This window comes from Streptomyces sp. GESEQ-35 (genome assembly GCF_017948485.1).
Lineage (GTDB): Bacteria > Actinomycetota > Actinomycetes > Streptomycetales > Streptomycetaceae > Streptomyces.
Genome location: NZ_JAFFSX010000014.1, coordinates 33,481 through 52,758, shown reverse-complemented (window position 1 = coordinate 52,758; position 19,278 = coordinate 33,481). Strand labels below are relative to the sequence as shown.

The window sequence follows — 19,278 nt, the reverse complement described above, 5'->3', positions numbered from 1 at the left end:
CGGTAAGACTGTTCACCGCACTGTCGGTCACCTCGCCAGAACTGGATCCCATGAGCGTCATCAACGTCGGTCAGGCCGTCGTCCTCGGAGCCGTCGAGGGGGTGACCGAATTCCTGCCCGTCTCCTCGACCGGCCATCTGAAGATCGTCGAGGGCCTCATGGGTATCCCTGTCGACGACGATGCCGTGGTCGGGTTCTCGGCCGTCATCCAGGTCGGTGCGATCGCCGCCGTGCTCGTGTACTTCTTCAAGGACATCGTGCGGATCATGTCCGCCTGGTTCCGTGGCCTCGCCGACCGGGAGGAGCGGTACCACCACGACTACAAGTTCGCCTGGTGGGTGATCGCCGCGACCATCCCGATCGTGGCGGTGGGTCTTGCCGCGAAACCGCTCATCCAGGGGCCGCTTGCCTCCCTCTGGGTGGTCGCGGGCTCGCTGATCGTCGGCAGCGGCGTGATGTGGGCGGCGGACCGGATGGGCCGGCACAAGCGAGGCGAGGACGACACGTCCTTCAAGGACGCGATGCTCGTCGGAAGCTCGCAGATCCTCGCCCTGCTCTTCCCCGGCTTCTCGCGCTCCGGCGCCACCATGTCCACCGCGCTGATGCTCGACCTGGACCGCGTGGCCGCCACCCGCCTGTCGTTCTTTCTCGGCATCCCCGCCCTGACCGGCGCCGGCATCTACGAGCTGAAGGACGCCCTCGGCACGGGTGCGGGTGCGGCCCCGCTGGTCGTCGGCACCCTGGTCTCCTTCGTCGTGGCGTACGCGTCGATCGCCTGGCTGCTGAAGTTCGTCGCCAAGCACTCGTTCAACGCCTTCGTCATCTACCGCATCGCCGTCGGTCTGCTGCTGTTCGGTCTGCTAGGCACAGGCGTCCTGAACAGCTGACGGCAGCGGCCTGAGCGGCCTCGGGCAAATGGGGCGCGGCAACGCACCCCATTTCCCCGAGCCCGCTTAACGACCGGTGGCAGCCGGTCGCGCCGGGGTGTGAGGTGGTATTCGGGCCTCACACCCCGTGATCTTCTGCTTTCACCCGCCTTGACAGCACCCACCCGCCGACCGGAGTATCTCTCCCGTGAACCTGTCAGACAGCCGGACAGCCAGTCAGCCTCCGCGACGCGTCAGCGCCATGGAAGCGGTGCTCGGCCACCTCCGCGACGCCATCGAGCGCGGCGAGTACGCCATCGGCGACAAGCTCCCCTCCGAGGCGGAGCTCTGCCGCACCCTGGAGATCAGCCGCCCCGTCCTGCGCGAGGCCCTGCGGGCTCTCCAGACGATGGGCCTGACCGTCTCCAAGACCGGCAAGGGCACCTTCGTCGTCGCCAACGCCGTCGAGGACCCCACCTTCGGCGACTACGCGGCCAGCGACCTCCTGGAGGTGCGCCGCCACGTGGAGATCCCGGTCGCCGGGTACGCGGCGGCGCGCCGCACCCCGGAGAACCTCGATCATCTGGCCCACGTCCTCGACCGCATGGAGCGGGAGACGGACACCACCGCGTGGGTCGCGATGGACACCCTCTTCCATCTGGCCGTCGCCGAGGCCGCCCAGAACCCGGTGTTCCGCCGGGTGATCGAGGAGATCCGCGACGCCCTGGCCCGCCAGTCGGCGTTCCTCAACGAGTTGGGCGGCCGCCGGGAGCAGTCCAACCGCGAGCACCGGGCGATCGTCGAGGCCCTGATCGACGGCAGTGAGCACGACGCGGTGGAAGCCATGGCCCACCACCTCGACCGGGTCGAGACGACCCTCACCGACATCGTGCGCTCCGCGCGCACGGACACCCCCACGGAAGGCGGACCCGAGGCGTGAGCGAGCAGTCCCTGCACGAGGGCATGCAGAAACGTTCCGTCCATGTCGATGCCGGAGACGAGGGCTACAGCAAGTCCCTGAAGTCCCGGCACGTCAACATGATCGCCATCGGCGGCGCGATCGGCACCGGCCTCTTCCTCGGCGCGGGCGGCCGCCTCGCCGACGCCGGACCGTCCCTGTTCATCGCCTACGCGGTCTGCGGAGTCTTCGCCTTCCTCGTGGTGCGGGCCCTCGGTGAACTCGTCCTGTACCGGCCGTCGTCGGGCGCCTTCGTGTCGTACGCCCGGGAGTTCCTGGGGGAGAAGGGTGCGTACACGGCGGGCTGGATGTACTTCCTCAACTGGGCGACGACCGGCATCGCCGACATCACGGCGGTGGCCACCTACACGCACTACTGGGGCATGTTCTCCGACGTCCCGCAGTGGTTGATCGCATTGATCGCCCTCGCGGTCGTGTTGACCGTCAATCTGATCTCGGTCAAGATCTTCGGCGAGCTGGAGTTCTGGTTCGCGATCGTCAAGGTCAGCGCGTTGGTGATCTTCATGTGCATCGGGATCTTTCTGCTGGTCACCCAGCACCCCGTCGACGGTGCCGCCCCCGGCCCGTCCCTGATCACCGACCACGGCGGCATCTTCCCCAACGGCCTGCTGCCCATGCTGCTGATCATCCAGGGCGTTGTGTTCGCCTACGCCTCCGTCGAACTGGTCGGCGTCGCCGCGGGCGAGACCGAGAACCCCGAGAAGATCATGCCGAAGGCGATCAACTCGATCATGTGGCGCGTGGGCCTGTTCTACGTCGGCTCGGTCGTCCTGCTGTCGATGCTGCTGCCGTGGAACAAGTACTCCGCCGGTGAGAGCCCCTTCGTGACCGTGCTGTCCAACATCGGCATCCCGGCGGCGGGCGGCGTGATGAACCTCGTCGTCCTCACCGCGGCCATGTCCTCGCTCAACTCCGGCCTGTACTCCACCGGCCGCATCCTGCGCTCCATGGCCATGAGCGGCTCCGCGCCCAAGTTCACCTCCGTGATGAGCCGCAGCCAGGTGCCGTACGGCGGGATCCTGCTGACGAGCGGTATCTGTGTCCTCGGCGTCGGACTCAACTTCGTCGTCCCGGCCGACGCGTTCGAAATCGTGCTGAACTTCGCCGCGATCGGGATCCTCGCGACCTGGGGCATGATCATGCTCTGTCACCTGCTCTTCTGGCAGAAGACCCAGAAGGGCGAACTGACCCGGCCGGGCTTCCGTCTGCCCGGCTCTCCCTGGACCGAACTCGTGACGCTGGCCTTCCTGGCCTGCGTCCTGGTCCTCATGTACGCCGACGGCGGCGCCGGACGCACCACCGTGCTGTGCCTGCCGCTGATCGCCGCAGCGCTGGTCACGGGGTGGTACGCCATCCGCGGCCGGGTCGCTCGCGCGTCGAGCGAGACCGAATCCACCAGCGCCGACGCGTGACTCGCGCGGCGCTTTGAGAGAAGCAGGAAGTGATGTTCAGCAGTTCCGTCGCGGCCGCACCCCTGACCCGCGAGCCCCTCCACGCCCCCGTCGCCCACCTGATACGCGGCGGGATCGTGGAGGGCATCCACTACGGCTCCGTCGTCGTCCTCGGCTCCGACGGACAGGTCCGGTTCCAACTCGGCGACGTAGAGGCCGCGTTCTATCCGCGCTCGGCGCTCAAGCCGGTCCAGGCCGTCGCCATGGTCCGGGCCGGGCTCCCGCTGGACGGCGACCTCCTCTCGCTCACCGCGGCCAGCCACTCCGGCGAGGAACGCCACCTGGCCGGGGCCCGGCGGATCCTGAAGCTGGCCGGGCTCACGGAGGACGCGTTGCGCAACGTCCCCGACATGCCGTACGACCCGGATGTGCGGGACGCCTGGATGCGGGAGGGGCGGCTGCCCTCGCGGCTCGCCCAGAACTGCTCGGGCAAGCACGCGGCGATGCTCTACACCTGCGTGCTCAACGACTGGCCTCTTGAGGGGTACCTCGATCCGTCGCATCCGCTTCAGCAGGCGATCGCCGAGATCGTCGAGGACCTCACGGGGCAGCGGATCGCGCGGGTGACCGTCGACGGGTGCGGTGCGCCGCTGTTCTCCGTCTCGTTGCACGGCCTTGCCCGTGCCGCCGCCCGCATCACCACCGCGGCGCCGGGTACGCCCGAGGCGCGGGTCGCCGACGCGATGCGTGAGCATGCGGAGATGGCCTCCGGCTCGGGGCGGGATGTGGCCGCGTTGATGCGGGCCGTGCCGGGGCTGCTTGCCAAGGACGGGTTCGAGGGCGTTCAGGTCGCCGCGCTGCCGGACGGCCGGGCCGTTGCCGTGAAGATCGCCGACGGGGCGAGTCGGGCGCGTGTGCCGGTTGCTGCGGCGGCGCTCGCGTGGGCCGGGGTTTCGCCGGATCTGCTCACGGAGTTCCAAGGAGAGGCGCTTCTTGGGGGCGGACACGAGGTCGGGTGTGTGCGGCCCGTTCGTTCGCTGGAACCGGTTGCTGTTTCGGCCTGCGCCTAGGGATTTGCCGGTCATCTCGTTCGGCGACTGCGGGCCGTCTGTGGCTGGTCGCGCAGTTCCCCGCGCCCCTGAAGGGGCGCTCACCCTCACCCCCTCAGAAAGAGGACCTGCACCTCATGAACGCCGCCACCCGTAGCGAACACGACCTCCTCGGCGACCGGGACGTCCCCGCCGACGTCTACTGGGGCATCCACACGCTGCGCGCCACCGAGAACTTCGCGATCACCGGCACCCCCATCTCCGCCTACCCACACCTCATCGAAGCCCTCGCCGCAGTCAAGGAGGCCGCCGCTCTCGCGAACGAGGAACTCGGGCTGCTGGAGCCGAAGAAGGCCGCTGTCATCGTTGAGGCGTGCCGTGAGATTCGTGAGGGGAAGCTGCATGACCAGTTCGTCGTGGATGTCGTGCAGGGCGGCGCCGGCACCTCGACCAACATGAACGCCAACGAGGTCGTCGCGAACAGGGCGTTGGAGCTGCTGGGGTACGCCAAGGGCGAGTACGGGCATCTGCACCCCAACGAGGACGTCAACCTCGGCCAGTCCACCAACGACGTGTATCCGACCGCGGTCAAGATCGCGACGGTGTTCGCGGTGCACGGGTTGCTCAAGGCGATGTCCGTGCTTCAGGACGCCTTCGCGCGCAAGGCCGTCGAGTTCCGCGATGTGCTCAAGATGGGCCGTACACAGTTGCAGGACGCGGTGCCCATGACGCTCGGCCAGGAGTTCTCCGCATATGCGGTCATGATTGACGAGGACCGCAGCCGCCTTGACGAGGCGGTCGAGTTGATCCATGAGATCAACCTGGGCGCCACGGCCATCGGCACCGGCCTCAACGCACCCGCCGGATACGCCGAGTCGGCGCGCCGCCACCTCGCAGAGATCACGGGACTCCCGCTCGTCACGGCCGCCAACCTGGTCGAAGCCACCCAGGACTGCGGCGCGTTCGTCCAGATGTCCGGCGTGCTCAAGCGGATCGCCGTGAAGCTCTCCAAGAGCTGCAACGACCTCAGGCTGCTGTCCTCGGGCCCGCGCGCGGGCCTGGGCGAGATCAACCTGCCGCCGGTGCAGGCCGGTTCGAGCATCATGCCCGGCAAGGTGAACCCGGTGATCCCCGAGGTCGTCAACCAGGTCGCCTTCGAGGTGATCGGCAACGACGTCACCATCACCATGGCCGCCGAGGCCGGACAGCTCCAGCTCAACGCCTTCGAGCCGATCATCCTGCACTCACTGTCGGAGAGCATCACGCACCTGCGCGCCGCCTGTCTCACCCTCGCCGAGCGCTGCGTGTCGGGCATCACCGCCAACACGGAGGTGCTGCGCGCGAGCGTGGAGAACTCCATCGGCCTCGTCACAGCCCTCAACCCGCACATCGGGTACACGGCCGCGACCGACATCGCCAAGGAAGCCCTCGCCACCGGACGCGGAGTGGCCGAACTCGTCCTGGAGAAGGGCCTGTTGCCCGCCGAGCGGCTCGCCGACCTGCTGCGGCCGGAGGTCGTCGCGGGCAGCGGCACACCTCTCGTCTGACCTGCGAAAGCGCACCAGGACCAGCCCGGAGGCACAATAGTGATCATGACGTCCCCGACCTTCGCACCGGTCCTGGAACGCATCGCCGACGAAATCCGGCGGCTGCCGGGCCGCGGCCGCCCCGCCGACTACATCCCGGCGCTCGCCGCCTGCGACCCGCGCAGCTTCGGCATGGCCGTCGCGGAGCCGGACGGCACCGTGTACGGCGTGGGGGACTGGCGGCAGCCGTTCTCCACGCAGTCCATCACCAAGGTCTTCACCCTCGCCCTGGACCTCGCCCGCGAGGGCGACGAGCTCTGGGAGCACGTGGGCCGCGAGCCCTCCGGCAACCCCTTCAACTCCCTTGTGCAGCTGGAGTACGAGAACGGCATCCCACGCAACCCGTTCATCAACGCGGGCGCGCTGGTCGTCACCGACCGCCTCCACACCCGTACCGGCGACGCGGCCGGCGAGTTGCTCGCCTTCCTGCGCGCCGAGAGCGGCAATCCGGACCTGAACTTCGACAAGGACGTCGCCGCCTCCGAAACCGCACACGGCGACCGCAACGCCGCCCTCGCCCACTTCATGGCGTCGTACGGCAACATCGACAACCCCGTACCGGTCCTCCTCGACCAGTACTTCCGCCAGTGCTCCGTCACCGCCTCCTGCGCCGACCTCGCCCTGGCCACCGCCTTCCTCGCCCGCCCCGGCATCCGCGCCGACGGCACCCGCCTTCTCACCCGCAGCCAGGCCAAACAGGTCAACGCGGTGATGCTGACCTGCGGCACGTACGACGCGGCAGGCGAGTTCGCCTACCGGGTGGGCCTGCCCGGGAAGAGCGGCGTGGGCGGCGGCATCATCGCCGTCGTGCCGGGCCACTGCACGTTGTGTGTGTGGAGCCCGGGTCTGGACGAGCGAGGCAACTCGGTGGCAGGCGTGGCGGCGTTGGAACGCTTCACGACACTGACGGGCCTGTCAGTGTTCTAGGAGGGGTTTGTGCAGCGCCGGTGAAGGGTGCGGTCGGTCCTCACCCACCCGCAGACGACCGACGACCTGCAACAATCACACACCGGTAACACGTCGGCCCCCGCCCCGTGGGCGGCTCGTCGCTTTCCGGCCACCCGACGTTGACACGCTTTCCGAGTGTTGGCCATGGCTTTCCCCGTCGATCTCCGTCGCTGCCAGGCTCTCGGTCTGGCCGGTACCGCCTTTCTCGCGCTGGGAGGTGAGACGGCGGGAGCCCTGCCGGTCCGTGAGCTGATCGCGCCCTCGTCCGCGCACGCGGCCCTGGGCGTGGTCGGCGTGTACTTCGGCATCATTCTGCTGATCGCCGCCTGGGCGCTGCTCGGACGGCTGATCCGCAGCGCGGAACCGCCCACCCCGCGCTCCCTGTTCCTCGTCCTCGCCGTCTGGGCGGCCCCCCTGCTGCTGGCCCCGCCGCTGTTCAGCCGGGACGTCTACAGCTATCTCGCACAAGGCGCGATGGTCGACGCCCATATGGACGTCTACGCGCACGGCCCGGCCCGGCTCGGCGGTCCGCTCGCGGACGAGGTGTCCCCGCTGTGGCAGCAGACCGGTGCGCCGTACGGCCCGGTGTTCCTCGCCGTCGCCTCCGCGCTGTCGGGTATCACCCGGGGCGAGATCCCGGCGGGGCTGTTCGGTATGCGGCTGGTCGCGCTGCTCGGTGTGGCGTTGATGGCGGCCGCGCTGCCCCGCCTCGCCCGGCACAGCGGAGCCGACCCGGCGGCAGCGCTCTGGCTGGGCGCCCTCAACCCGCTGGTGCTGCTGCACCTGGTGGCCGGCGCCCACAACGACGCCATCATGCTCGGACTGCTCGGCGTCGGACTGGTCGCCGCCCTCGGCCGGTGGCCGGTGCTTGGCGCGGTCCTCGTCACGCTCGCCGCGTTGGTCAAGGCGCCCGCCGTGCTCGGCCTCGCAGCGGTCGTGGCCCTACAGATCCGCGCGGGCCGCAATCCCGTACGGGCGGTGCTCTCCACGGGAGCCGCGGCGGCCGTCACCACCGTCGTGGCAACCACCCTGGCCGGAACGGGGTACGGCTGGATCGGAGCCCTGAAGACGCCGGTGTCCCCGCAGAACTGGGCGCTCACCAGCCTCCTCGGCCGTGCTACCGGCGCCGTGCTCACCAAGCTGGGCCTCAGCGATCTGGCTGCCCTCGCCGTGCCCGTCTGGCATGTGCTCGGACTCGTGGCCACCGCTGTGGCCATCGCCGCCATATGGCTGCACCGCCCGCGCTTCACCCCGGTCTACGCACTGGGCCTCAGCTTCGCCGCGGTGGTCCTCCTCGGTCCGGCGATCCGGCCCTGGTACGCCCTGTGGGGGTTGTTCCTCCTCGGCGCGGCGGCGCCCAGCACATCGCTACGGCACCGGCTGGCAGCGGTGACCGGAGTCGTCGCGCTGCTCGCCATGCCGAGCGGTCTCCCGGCGGGTACCGAGGAACTGGTGCTGGCCGTCTCCGGCGGAGTGCTCGCCGTCGTCGTCCTCTGGCAGGCCCATCAAGCGGCCCAGGCACCCTTGCGGGAGAGCACCGTATGAGACTGCCCCGCACGGACCGCGGGCGCGCGCTGCTCGTGGCCGCCCTCGCCGCCGTCGTCATCGTCTTCACCGCGACGGTTCCGCTGCTGCGCGACTGGTTCGACCTGCGGGTCTACTACGGGGCCGTGGACACATGGGTCCACCACGGCGGCCGGCTCTACGACTACCGGGTGCCCGGAACGACGTACGGCTTCACGTATCCGCCGTTCGCGGCCGTCTCCATGCTGCCGATGTCACTGCTCGGCCTGCACGCCGCGATCGCCGTCGCGCTGCTGCTCAATCTGGGGGCGCTCGCGGTCGTCGTGCGTGTCCTGGCCGGACGGTCCTGGCGGAAGTACGGCTGGTACGGCTGCGCGCTCGGCGTCTGTGCCCTGGCGCTGTTCGAGCCGCTGCGCGACACCTTCAGCTTCGGCCAGGTGAACATTCTGCTGCTGGCCCTGGTCCTCTTCGACGCATGGCTGCTGGCCACGGGGCGGGGACGCCTGGCGGGTGTGGGGATCGGCCTCGCGGCGGCGATCAAGCTCACTCCGGCGCTGTTCATCGGTCTGCTGCTGCTCGCCGGCCGCTGGCGTGCGGCCGCCGTCGCGACGGTCGTCACCGTCGCGGCGACGGGGGTCGCCGCCCTGGTGGCGCCGAACGCGTCGCGGTTCTACTGGACCGAGGCGATGTGGGACACGACCCGGATCGGCCGCCTCGACTATGTGTCGAACCAGTCGGTGCAGGGGATCCTGGCCCGGCTCGGCGAGACGGACCGCGCGGTCTGGGCCGCCGTGGTCGTGCTGCTGCTGGGCGTGTGGGTGGCTCGGGCGCGCCGGGCGGTCGCCGCCGGGGACTGGGCGGCGGCGTTCGCCCTCACCGGGCTGACCGCGTGCCTGGTCAGCCCGATCACCTGGGTGCACCATCTCGTCTGGCTGCTGCCGGCCTTCGCCGTGCTGGTCCGCGCCGGGCACGTCCGGGTCGCGGCCGGCTTGTACGCGGTGCTGTGCACCAGCGTGGTGTGGCTGTGGTTCGACGACGCGTCCGGCATCGACGGATTCCTCGGCAGCAACACCTACGCCTGGATCACGCTCGGTCTGCTCCTGTGGCTGCCGGTGGGTCAGTCCCGCACGATCCGGACGCCCATGAGCCGGAGCAACAGCGCCACCGCGGCGGCGCCCAGCACGGCCGCAGCGGTGATCACGCCGGTCGCCGCCCAGCCCAGCCCGGTGTCCGGGGCTGCCGCGGCGGCCACGGGCCCGGCGTCCGGAGCCGGCCTCGGCCTGACGCGCAACGCGTCGAGCGACCCCACCGGATCGACCCGCCCGGCGGCGTCGAACCCCCAGTCGAGCAACGATCGCGCCTCTTCGTAGACCGCGGTACCGCCGCCCGTCTGAGGGTTCATCACCGTGACGACGACGGCCTGCCCGCCGCGGCGGGCGGCGGCGACGAGCGTGTGGCCCGCGTTGCTGGTGTAGCCGTTCTTGATGCCGACCAGACCGGGGTACGGGTCCACGCCGTCGGTGCCGGTCAGCAGCCGGTTGGTGTTGTGGATGTCGTACGACCATCCGCCGCCTCCGGGGAACCGGGCCTCGGCCGTGGCGCAGTACCGCGCGAAGTCCCGGTGGCGCAGCCCCGCCCGGCCGAACACCGCCAGGTCGTATGCCGAGGACACCTGGCCCGGAGTGTCGTAGCCGTCCGGCGACAGGACGTGGGTGTCCCGGGCGCCGAGGGCGCGCGCCTTGGCCTGCATCCGCCGGGCCGTGGCACGCCAGCCGCCGTTGAGCCGGGCCAGGACGTGCACGGCGTCGTTGCCGGAGTTGAGGAAGACGCCGTTCCACAGGTCGCTCACCCGGTAGGTGCGGCCCTCGGCGACGCCGACCAGGCTGCTGCCGGGGCCGAGGTCCGACAGCTCCTCCTCGTCGACCGTGTGGCGGATACCGCCGGGCAGCGCGGGCAGCACGGTGAGGGCGAACAGGGTCTTGAGGGTGCTGGCGGGCGGCAGTTTCCGGTGCGCGTCGTGCGCGGCGAGGATCTCGCCGGTGCGGGCGTCGGCCACCACCCAGGACAGCGCGGAGACCTCCGGCACCTCGGGTACCCGGGGGTGCGGCCTCGCCTGTGTGCCGGAGCGGTAGAGCAGGGACGGCTGCGGTGCGGCCGGTCGCGACCCGGGCGTGTCCGGGTCCGCGCCGGGGTGGGCGGCGGTGCCGACGGGCGCGAGGGCGAGCAGGCCCGCTGTACAGAGCACGCAGGTCGACACGGCGACACGGGACGTAAATCCGAAAGTCATACCGGCAACCTAGGAACGCACCTGCCCTGAGCTGCGCTGCCCGGGCCGAGCGCGGCGTGTGAGCACCCGGATGCCGCACACGCCGGATCAGGCGGCGGGCAGCGTCGGCTGGATCCGGCGCAGGAACGTCGCGTTGTCCGGGGTGTCGCGCATCCGCTCCAGGAGCGTCTCCAGGCCGGCCTGACCGTCCCGTGACTGCAGGACCCGCCGCAGCCCGTGTACCGCCGTCAACTCGGCCTGGGGCAGCAGGAGTTCCTCGCGGCGGGTGCCGGAGGGGTTGATCTCGACGGCCGGGAACACACGGCGCGCGGCGAGCTCGCGGCTGAGCCGGAGCTCCATGTTGCCGGTGCTCTTGAGCTCCTCGAAGAAGAAGTCGTCGGCGCGGGAGCCGGTCTCCACCAGGGCGGTGGCCAGGATGGTGAGGGAGCCGCCCTCCTCGGCGAGGCGGGCGGCGCCGAAGAACCGCTTCGGGCCGATCAGCGCGGTCGCGTCGACACCGCCGCTGAGGGTGCGGCCACCGGCGGCGGCCGCGTTGTTGTGCGCCCGGCACAGCCGGGTCAGGGAGTCGAGGAGGATGACGACGTCCTCGCCGGCCTCGACGAGCCGCTTGGCCCGCTCAATGACGAGTTCGGCCAGAGCGATGTGCTGTTTGGGCGTCTTGTCGAACGTCGAGGCGTACACCTCGCCGTGCACGGAGCGCCGCATGTCGGTGACTTCCTCGGGGCGCTCGTCGAGCAGTACCACCATCAGGCGGGCCTCGGGGTGGTTGCCGGCGACGGCGGCGGCGATCTGCTGGAGGAGGACGGTCTTGCCCGTCTTGGGCGGGGCCACGATGAGCCCGCGCTGGCCCTTGCCGACGGGCGCGATCAGGTCGGCGACGCGTCCGGTGAGGCCGGCCGCCGGGTGTTCGAGGCGGAGCCGCTCGCGCGGGTGCAGCGGCGTGAGGTCACGGAAGTGACGGCGGCCGCGCAGCTCCTCGGCGGGGCGGCCGTTGACGCGTACGACTTCGGTCAGCGCCCGCTGTGTGCCGCGCACGCCGTCCACGAGGTCGCCCTTGCGCAGGCCGTGGCGGCGGATCAGCGCGGCGGGGACCTGGAGGTCGGAGGGGGAAGGCAGGCAGCTCTCGGCGCGCAGGTGGCCCTTTCCGCCCGCGTCGATGTCGAGGACGCCGGTGGCGGCCCGGGCCGGGAGTTCCTGCTGGAGGGGAGGGTGTTCGAGTGTGGTGGTCATGGTGGTCTGTCCTTTCACGGACGGAAGGCATGGGACATGCGGAAGGAAGGGGGGGAGAAGCCGCGAGCTGGAGGGCGTACGACGCGCCTCGGGGCGGCGGAGAACATCACCTCGGGTACGGCAGACGAACGCTGCTGCGAGGTGGTGTCAGGAAGCCGATGCACCGGTCCCGGAACGGGCGGGTGGTTCGGCGAACTGAAGAGAAGAACTGGCACCGGCGCCCATAGAGGGGCGAACACGAGTGCTGACGGCAGCGTACCACCCGGTGCGTCGCCGTGTCTGTGAGCTGAGACTCAGCGGCCGGCCAGCAGGCCGTACAGGAGAGGGATACGCGGCTCGGGCAGCCGCCACCAGCCGGAGGCTGTGCGCACCATCTGCGGCCAGCGCTGCCAGGGCAACTCGTCGCTCTCCCGCAGTCGCCGGACGGTCAGTCCCGCATCGGTCAACGCGTTGAGGACCTCGTCCATTCCGTGCATCCACTCGTAACTGTCGGTGGCGCCTTCGACCGCCGGACCGTCCGTGTAGGTGCGCGTCGCGTCCCGGTGCACGGGGCCGTCGCCGCGCAGGTAGTCGTGGCGCAGCAGCAGCTCGGGACCCTCGCCCGGAGCGGGCTTGGGGCCGAGGGAGTTGAGCAGCGGATGGAACTCGACCACGTACAACCGGCCGCCGGGCCGCAGGAGTCGAGCGACCACATTCGCCCAGCGATCGAGGTCGGGCAGATAGCACAGGGCGCCCTTTCCCGTGTACACGACGTCGAACTGCCGTCCCTCCAGGGCTTCTACGGCGTCGTACACATTCGCCTGTACGTAGGCGACGTCGAGGCCGGCCTTAGCCGCGATGCCGGTCGCCGCGGCCACGGACGCCTCCGAGAAGTCGAGGCCGACGGCCCGTGCGCCGCGCCGGGCGAACGCCAGTGTCTCGGTGCCGAGGTGGCACTGGAGATGGAGCACATCTTGGCCCGCCAGTTGGCCGAGGTCCTCCCACTCGAAGGCGGCGAACCAGCGGTCGGGGTCGAGGTCCTGGTCGAGGCCGTAGAACCGGCTGGCGAGGTGGACGGGGGTACGGGCGTCCCAGTTGGCCTGGTTGGCCCGCATCAGCCGCGTGGACTCGTCGGTGGTCATGGGGACATCCAACCGTGCACGCGCCCCGCATACCAGCCATACGAACCCCCGATGGCCATTCGGCGACGCATTTCTTGTTCTCGCCAAACAGCGCTCCCTACGCTGCCACCACCGCACTCCGGCGGCACGGGACAAGGGACTTCGTCAACATGGGTCGACTGGCCGGGAAAATCGCGTTCATCAGTGGAACCGGGGCCGGAATAGGTCGGGCCGCGGCACTCGTATTCGCCGAGGAAGGCGCCCGCGTATTCGGCTGTGACATCGACGGGGACAGTGCCGCCGAGACCGTGGAACTCGTCGGGAAGGCCGGGGGAGTCATGCGCTCCCTCGCGCCCGTGGACCTGTCCACCGAGGCGGGCGCGCGGGAGTGGATCGAGGCCGGGGTCGCGTCCTTCGGCGGCATCGACATCCTCTACAACAACGCGTCCGCACTGCGGAACGGGCCGTTCGGCACCATGCCCGCCGAGGACTGGTACTTCACCATCAGGAACGAGCTCGACATCCCGTACTTCTGCACGCAGGCGGCCTGGCCGCACCTGATCGCACGCGGTGGCGGGGCCGTTCTCAACGTCGCCTCCGTGGCCGCGGTGCGGGGAGCGGTCTTCATGCCGATGGTGCCGCACGGCGCCGCCAAGGGCGGTGTGCTGGCGATGAGCAAGCACCTGTGCGCGGCGGGCGCCCCGCATCGCATCCGGGTCAACACGATCGCGCCCGGCATGACCCGCACCTCGGCCACCGCCCCCTTCCTCGACGCTCCGGACGGTCCGAAGGCGCAGCTGGAGGCGCGGATCCCGGCCGGCAGGGTCGGCGAGCCGGACGACATCGCGCGCGTCGCTGCCTTCCTGTGCTCCGACGAGGCGGCGTTCGTCAACGGCGCCAATCTCATGGTCGACGGCGGCGACAGCGCGATGGCGGGCTGAGCGGACATGACCACTCGACTCGACCACGTGGGCGTCAACGTACGCGATCTGACCGCCCAAACCGCCTGGTATCAGCGGGCGTTCGGGCTGACGACCGTTTTCGACTTCCACCTCGAAGGCCCCGGCCTGACCGGCGTCGTCCTGGCGCATCCGCACGGCTGGCGTATCGAGCTGCTCGCCCGGCCCGGCTCCACACCGGGCCTGCGCGGGCCGGACCCGCTGACCGCCGCCCTCACCGAGGGATACGGCCACTTCGCGGTCACCACCCCCGAACTCGACCCCGTCTACGAGGCTCTGGCGGCCCAGGGGGCGGGCGAGGTCATGAAACCCGGGCCGTCCCCCGAACCAGGTGTGCGCATGGCCTGGGTCAGTGACCCCGAGGGAAATCTCATCGAACTCATAGAGAAATCGAACTCATAGAGAAGAAGTCACGATGACGCAATCGATCTCCCTGAAAAGACTCGACAAGGGAACACTCATAGCCTGTTGCCTCGCGGTCGCGGCGGCGCAACTCTGCATTACGGTCCCCTCGCCGATCAACGGAGAAATCCAGGCCGCATTCGGTGCCTCGGGTTCCCAAGTTGCCTGGGTCACCTCCGCCTTCATTCTGCCCACCGCGATTCTCGAGCTGAATTTCGGTGTGGTCGGTGACCTCTTCGGACGCAAGCGCCTGCTGGTGCTCGGCGGGCTCGTCCTGGCGCTCGGTGAACTCCTCAACGCCACCTCGCAGAACATCACCATGCTCTGGACGGGCCAGGCCCTGGCCGGTATCGGTGCCGCCGCCCTCTTCCCCAGCTCCCTCGCGGTCATCGCGGCGGCCACGCCCGACCAGAAGGACCGGGCGAAGGCGGTCTCCACCTGGGCGCTGAGCATCTCCCTGGCCTCGGCCGTGGGACCGCTGTCCTCCGGTCTGCTCGCCACCTGGGCCGACTTCCGCTGGGCGTTCGTGCCGCCGGTCGTGCTCGGTCTGGTGGTCGCGGTCACCTGCTGGAAGCTCGTCACCGACTCCAAGGCCCCCGAGGGGCGCGCGCTGGACTGGCCCGGCCAGATCACCATCGCCGTCGGACTCACGGCTCTGCTCTGGGGCATCATCGAGGGCGGCGAGCGGGGCTGGAGCAGCGCGGCGATCGTCGCGTCGCTGACGCTGGCCGCGGTGGCGCTCGTCGCGTTCGCTGTCGCCGAGCGGCGTGCCGCGTCGCCGATGTTCAACCTGGACCTGCTGAGGATCCCGTCGTTCGCGGCGGCGGCCGTGGTCGCGCTGGCCGGGATGTTCGGCTTCATCGGCACCGCGTACTGCGTGTCGATCCGGCTCGGCGCGGTGATGCATCTGAGCGCACTGCGGGCCGGCATGCCATTCGTGATCCTTCAGTTGATCCCGCTGCTCCTCGCACCGGTCCTGAGCAGGATGCTCACCCGCGTCGACGCCCGCTGGCTGCTGATGGGCGGTCTGCTGCCCATGGCCGCCGGACAGTTCTGGATCGCCGCCCTGCCGATCACCACGACGTCCCTGGCCGCCTTCATCGGCCCGGTGCTGCTGCTCGGCGTCGGCTTCATCTGCGTCGTCTCCTCGCTCACCTCCGCTGCCGTGAACGCCGTACCGATCCATATGACCGGCATGGCCAGCGGCGCCACCAGCCTGGTGCGCGAGTTCGGGCAGGGGCTCGGCCCCGCCGTGATCAGCACGGTCGCGATGAGTGCCGCGTCCTCCGCGCTGGTCGGCAAGCTGAGCGGCGCGGACGCGGGCATGGAGGCGGCGGCCGGCCCGCTGGCCGTCGTCAACGCGGGCAGCGACAGCGCCCGCGCCGCGGCCCAGACCGCGCTCGGCCACGGCATGGCCGTCGGCGTGGTCATCTGCGGTTGCGCCTCGCTGCTCGGCGCGGTGGTCACGCTGCTGCTGGTGCGGAAGAACACGGCCAGGTCGGCCGTCCGCGACGCGGCGGTGCAGACGGCGTCCGCGTGATGTGTACGGCGCGGCGAAAAAAATAGAAGGAGGCGATGTCGATTCGGCAGCGGTGCGTTCGTCGGTGGGGTGTAGGAAGCTCATGAGCACCGGGAGGACCCCATGAAGTACATGTTGCTCGTCTGCGGCGACGACACCGCTGACGCCTCCGGCATGGCCCCTGTCGAACCCTGGGTGGAGGACCTCGGCGACCGCGGCATCCGTCTGCACGGCCACCGCCTGGCCCTCCCCGCCGACGCCGTCACCGTGCGGGTGCGCGGCGGCGAGGTGCTGCGCACCGACGGGCCGTTCGCGGAGACGAAGGAGTACGTCGCCGGATACGACATCCTCGAGTGCGACAGCCTGGAGGAGGCGATCGATGCGGCCGCGAGGCACCCCGTGGCCACCATTGGAGCCATGGAGGTGCGCCCCTTCTGGCCGATGTCGGACGAGGAGGACGCCGAGACGTCGGTCCGCCGGCTCGACGCGGAACTGACCGACGCGGTCCGCGAGCGGGACATCGCACGCATGCTCGCCTGCTACGCCCCGGACGTCGACGTGTTCCACCCCATGACCGGGCTGGACCAACGGGGCATCGACGGCTTCCGTAAGGCACAGGAGTGGTGGTTCTCGACCGTGACCGGGCCCGTGGAGCGTGAGGTGCTGGAGTTCCGGGTGCGGGTGGACGAGAGCGTCGCGTTCAGTCACGCGCTCGTCCGCATGCGGGCGACGCTCACCACGGGGGAGCCGCTGGACAGCACCCTGCGGGTGACCACCGGCTACCGGATCCCGGCCGACCGGTGGCTCATCGTCCACCAGCACACGTCGGCCCCGTTCGACGCCGGAATCGAGGAGGCCCGGTCATGAAGTACGTGCTGTTGATCTGCACCCCCGTCGACGGCGAGGAGCTCAGCCCCGAGGAGCTCGCCGTGGACCCCCGTTTCACCGAGTACATCGACCTGGTGCGCAGCCGCGACATCGTGAAGGGCGGCGCACGTCTGCGCCCCTCCTCCGACGCGACGACCGTCCGCGTGCAGGGCGACGAAGTCCTGCTCACCGACGGGCCGTTCGTGGAGTCCAAAGAGTACGTCGCGGGGTTCGACATCATCGAGGTCGCCGATCTCGACGAGGCCATCGCCCTCGCCTCCCGGCACCCCGCCGCACTGGGCGGCGGCTCGGTCGAGGTCCGGCCGGTCTGGGAGTGAAGTCCACGGACGGCGTCGAGGAGGCGGTCGCGGCCGCCTTCCGCGAGGAATGGGGTCAGGTCGTCGCCACCCTCATCCGGGTGACCGGCGACTGGGACCTCGCCGAGGAGTGCGCGCAGGACGCCTTCGCCCAGGCCCTCGACCGGTGGCGGCGCGACGGAGTGCCGCGCCGCCCCGGCGCCTGGCTCACGACCACCGCCCGCAACCGCGCCCTGGACGTGCTGCGCCGGGAGGCCGTGGGGGCGGCGAAACTACGGGAGGCGGCGGTGCTGACACGCGACGGGCACGACGAGTACGACGAGAGCGGCGTCGAGGACGACCGGCTGCGGCTGATCTTCACCTGCTGCCATCCCGCACTCCCCATCGAGGCCCGCGTCGCCCTGACCCTGCGCACCCTCGCCGGACTGACCACCCCCGAGATCGCGCGCGCCTTCCTCGTCCCCGAGGCGACGATGGCGCAGCGCCTGGTGCGCGCCAAACGGAAGATCCGCAACGCCGGCATCCCCTATCGCGTGCCGCCCGCGCACCTCCTCCCCGAACGCACCACGGGCGTGCTCGGCGTGCTCTACCTGCTCTTCAACGAGGGGTACGCCGCCACGTCCGGCGCCGACCTCATGCGCACCAACCTCTGCGCCGAGGCGCTGCGCCTCACCCGTCTGCTGGCCCGGCTCATGCCCGACGAACCCGAGACGCTCGGCCTGCTCGCGCTTCTGCTGCTGCACGACGCCCGCCGGGAGACCCGGGTGGACGCGGCGGGCGAGCTGGTGACGCTGGAGGACCAGGACCGTACGGTGTGGGACCGCGCCGAGATCGACGAGGGCACCACGCTGCTGGAGAGCGCTCTGCGCCGGGGCGGTCCGGGGCCCTACCAGATCCAGGCCGCGATCGCCGCCTGTCACACCACCGCGGCCACGGCCGAGGAGACCGACTGGGCCGACATCGCCGCGCTGTACGGCGAGCTGACCCGTTTCGTGCCCTCCGCCGTGGTCCGGCTCAACCGTGCGGTCGCCGTCGGCATGGCGGAGGGAACGGACGCGGGCCTGACCCTGGTCGCGGAACTGGAGTCCGAGGGCGAGCTGGCCGGATACCACCTGCTGCCGGCCACCCGTGCGGATCTGCTGCGCCGCAGCGGTCGTACGAGCGAGGCGGCAGAGGCGTACGAGCGGGCTCTGGAGCTGGTGGAGAACGACGCCGAGAGGCGGTTCCTCGAAAGGCGGCTGGCGGAGTGTCGATCGGCGTAGGGGCCGTTCGTCGGTGGGGTGACAGCACCTCACCGACACCGGAGGTTCCGATGAACGCCCTTGTACGCAAGCTCCTGACCTGGCTGCGGCAGCCCGTCGCCCCACGTGAAGAGACGCCTCCGGGCACCCCGGACGTCTGGCTCGCCGGGCTGCGCCTTGGCGGCTGACCACGACCGCCGCCGCGCAGTGGGTCATGAGCGCCTGTCGGCCGAGGCCCTCAGGGCGAGTCGAGTGCGTTCGTGATCGCCTTCACGCCGCCGTGCGCCGCATACCCGCCGTCGACAGTGATCTCCGCGCCGTTGACGTACGACGACTCGTCGGAGAGCAGGTACACCACCAGCGGGGCGACCTCGTCGACGCTGCCCGGTCGGCCCTGCGGAGTCATGGAGAGGTGCGCCTGCACGAACACCGGGTTGGCCGTCGCCATCAACGGGGTCTCGATGTAGCCGGGGTGGATCAGGTTCGTCCGGATGCCGCGCGGCGCCAACTCCAGCGCCGCCACCTTCGACAGGCCCCGCAACGCCCACTTGCTCGCCGTGTACGCGACCGCGTGATGGGCCGTCAGACCCGCGACCGAGCCGACGTTCACGATGGAGGAGCCGGCCGGCATCAGCGGGGCGAGGGCCTGGACGCCGAGCATCGCGCCCGTCGTGTTGACGGCGAACGCCCGGTTCCAGTCGGCGAGTTCGACCTCGCCGAGCCGCGCCCGCATGGGGATCCCCGCGTTGTTGACCAGCCCCTGCACGACATCCAAAGACGCCGCGAGGCCCGCCCAGTCGTCCGGCGACGACACGTCGAGATGCCGATAGCGCACATCCAGACGGTCCGCGCGCAGGGAAGCGGCCAGCTTCTCGCCGGGCTCGTCGAGGACGTCGGTCGCCACCACCGTCGCGCCCTCCCGGGCTGCCGCCGCCACCTCGGCGGCTCCCTGGCCCTGCGCTGCTCCGGTGACGACGACGGTACGGCCCGCCAGACGTGTACGGCTCACGGCT

The 19,278-nt window shown here is 70.5% G+C and carries 17 protein-coding genes and 1 pseudogene; 14 read left to right on the top strand and 4 right to left on the bottom strand.

The window, feature by feature from the left end:
- Window positions 1-50 precede the first annotated feature (50 nt).
- The 8 genes from KCH87_RS26115 (at window position 51) to KCH87_RS49265 (ending at window position 9,713) form a co-directional block, all read left to right on the top strand.
- Window positions 51-887, top strand: coding sequence for an undecaprenyl-diphosphate phosphatase (locus KCH87_RS26115; protein ID WP_210588696.1), 837 nt, complete (start codon window positions 51-53; stop codon window positions 885-887).
- Between the two features lie 241 nt (window positions 888-1,128).
- Entirely contained in the window at window positions 1,129-1,806 is a 678-nt protein-coding gene (locus tag KCH87_RS26110; RefSeq protein ID WP_210588695.1) for a FadR/GntR family transcriptional regulator, read from the top strand.
- Window positions 1,803-3,257 carry an amino acid permease gene (locus KCH87_RS26105; RefSeq protein WP_210588694.1) on the top strand — a complete coding sequence of 485 codons (1,455 nt, stop codon included), beginning with the start codon at window positions 1,803-1,805 and terminating at the stop codon, window positions 3,255-3,257. Before KCH87_RS26110 ends, KCH87_RS26105 begins: the two co-directional genes overlap by 4 nt.
- Window positions 3,258-3,289: 32 nt before the next feature.
- Window positions 3,290-4,306 (top strand): asparaginase, encoded by a 1,017-nt coding sequence (locus KCH87_RS26100; protein ID WP_210588693.1) that lies wholly within the window; start codon window positions 3,290-3,292, stop codon window positions 4,304-4,306.
- Window positions 4,307-4,422: 116 nt separating this feature from the next.
- Window positions 4,423-5,832 carry an aspartate ammonia-lyase gene (gene aspA, locus KCH87_RS26095; protein WP_210588692.1) on the top strand — a complete coding sequence of 470 codons (1,410 nt, stop codon included), beginning with the start codon at window positions 4,423-4,425 and terminating at the stop codon, window positions 5,830-5,832.
- A 45-nt stretch (window positions 5,833-5,877) separates the two neighbouring features.
- On the top strand, window positions 5,878-6,798 hold the full coding sequence (locus tag KCH87_RS26090) for a glutaminase (protein WP_210588691.1): 921 nt from the start codon (window positions 5,878-5,880) through the stop codon (window positions 6,796-6,798).
- Between the two features lie 165 nt (window positions 6,799-6,963).
- The gene (mptB, locus tag KCH87_RS26085) at window positions 6,964-8,364 is read left to right on the top strand and encodes a polyprenol phosphomannose-dependent alpha 1,6 mannosyltransferase MptB (RefSeq protein ID WP_210588690.1); all 1,401 of its coding nucleotides are present in this window, start codon (window positions 6,964-6,966) and stop codon (window positions 8,362-8,364) included.
- Window positions 8,361-9,713, top strand: coding sequence for a glycosyltransferase 87 family protein (locus tag KCH87_RS49265; RefSeq protein ID WP_247196845.1), 1,353 nt, complete (start codon window positions 8,361-8,363; stop codon window positions 9,711-9,713). The genes mptB and KCH87_RS49265 overlap by 4 nt, the downstream gene beginning before the upstream one ends.
- Window positions 9,714-9,745: 32 nt before the next feature.
- Here the strand turns inward: KCH87_RS49265 and KCH87_RS26080 are convergent.
- The 3 genes and pseudogenes from KCH87_RS26080 to KCH87_RS26070 all read right to left on the bottom strand — a co-directional run.
- Window positions 9,746-10,630: pseudogene (locus tag KCH87_RS26080) on the bottom strand (D-alanyl-D-alanine carboxypeptidase family protein); the annotation flags it as partial.
- Between the two features lie 87 nt (window positions 10,631-10,717).
- On the bottom strand, window positions 10,718-11,860 hold the full coding sequence (gene rho, locus KCH87_RS26075) for a transcription termination factor Rho (protein ID WP_210588688.1): 1,143 nt from the start codon (window positions 11,858-11,860) through the stop codon (window positions 10,718-10,720).
- Window positions 11,861-12,153: 293 nt separating this feature from the next.
- Window positions 12,154-12,981, bottom strand: a complete 828-nt coding sequence (locus KCH87_RS26070) for a class I SAM-dependent methyltransferase (protein WP_210588687.1) — start codon at window positions 12,979-12,981, stop codon at window positions 12,154-12,156.
- A 149-nt stretch (window positions 12,982-13,130) separates the two neighbouring features.
- On the opposite strand from KCH87_RS26070, the gene KCH87_RS26065 reads away from it, so the two are divergent.
- From KCH87_RS26065 to KCH87_RS26040, 6 genes are all read left to right on the top strand, one after another.
- Complete coding sequence (locus tag KCH87_RS26065) at window positions 13,131-13,901, top strand: SDR family NAD(P)-dependent oxidoreductase (protein ID WP_210588686.1); 771 nt, start codon at window positions 13,131-13,133, stop codon at window positions 13,899-13,901.
- 6 nt (window positions 13,902-13,907) lie between these two features.
- Window positions 13,908-14,321, top strand: a complete 414-nt coding sequence (locus KCH87_RS26060; protein WP_210588685.1) for a VOC family protein — start codon at window positions 13,908-13,910, stop codon at window positions 14,319-14,321.
- Window positions 14,322-14,334: 13 nt separating this feature from the next.
- Window positions 14,335-15,861: an MFS transporter gene (locus tag KCH87_RS26055; RefSeq protein ID WP_210588684.1), complete on the top strand. Its 1,527-nt coding sequence runs from the start codon at window positions 14,335-14,337 to the stop codon at window positions 15,859-15,861.
- 102 nt (window positions 15,862-15,963) lie between these two features.
- Window positions 15,964-16,707: a nuclear transport factor 2 family protein gene (locus tag KCH87_RS26050; protein ID WP_210588683.1), complete on the top strand. Its 744-nt coding sequence runs from the start codon at window positions 15,964-15,966 to the stop codon at window positions 16,705-16,707.
- Window positions 16,704-17,045 carry a YciI family protein gene (locus KCH87_RS26045; RefSeq protein ID WP_210588682.1) on the top strand — a complete coding sequence of 114 codons (342 nt, stop codon included), beginning with the start codon at window positions 16,704-16,706 and terminating at the stop codon, window positions 17,043-17,045. The genes KCH87_RS26050 and KCH87_RS26045 overlap by 4 nt, the downstream gene beginning before the upstream one ends.
- Window positions 17,042-18,286, top strand: a complete 1,245-nt coding sequence (locus KCH87_RS26040; protein WP_210588681.1) for an RNA polymerase sigma factor — start codon at window positions 17,042-17,044, stop codon at window positions 18,284-18,286. Before KCH87_RS26045 ends, KCH87_RS26040 begins: the two co-directional genes overlap by 4 nt.
- A gap of 217 nt (window positions 18,287-18,503) precedes the next feature.
- On the opposite strand, the gene KCH87_RS26035 is transcribed toward KCH87_RS26040, so the two are convergent.
- A complete protein-coding gene (locus tag KCH87_RS26035; protein ID WP_210588680.1) occupies window positions 18,504-19,274 on the bottom strand; it encodes an SDR family NAD(P)-dependent oxidoreductase in 771 nt (256 codons plus the stop codon).
- Window positions 19,275-19,278: the final 4 nt, after the last annotated feature.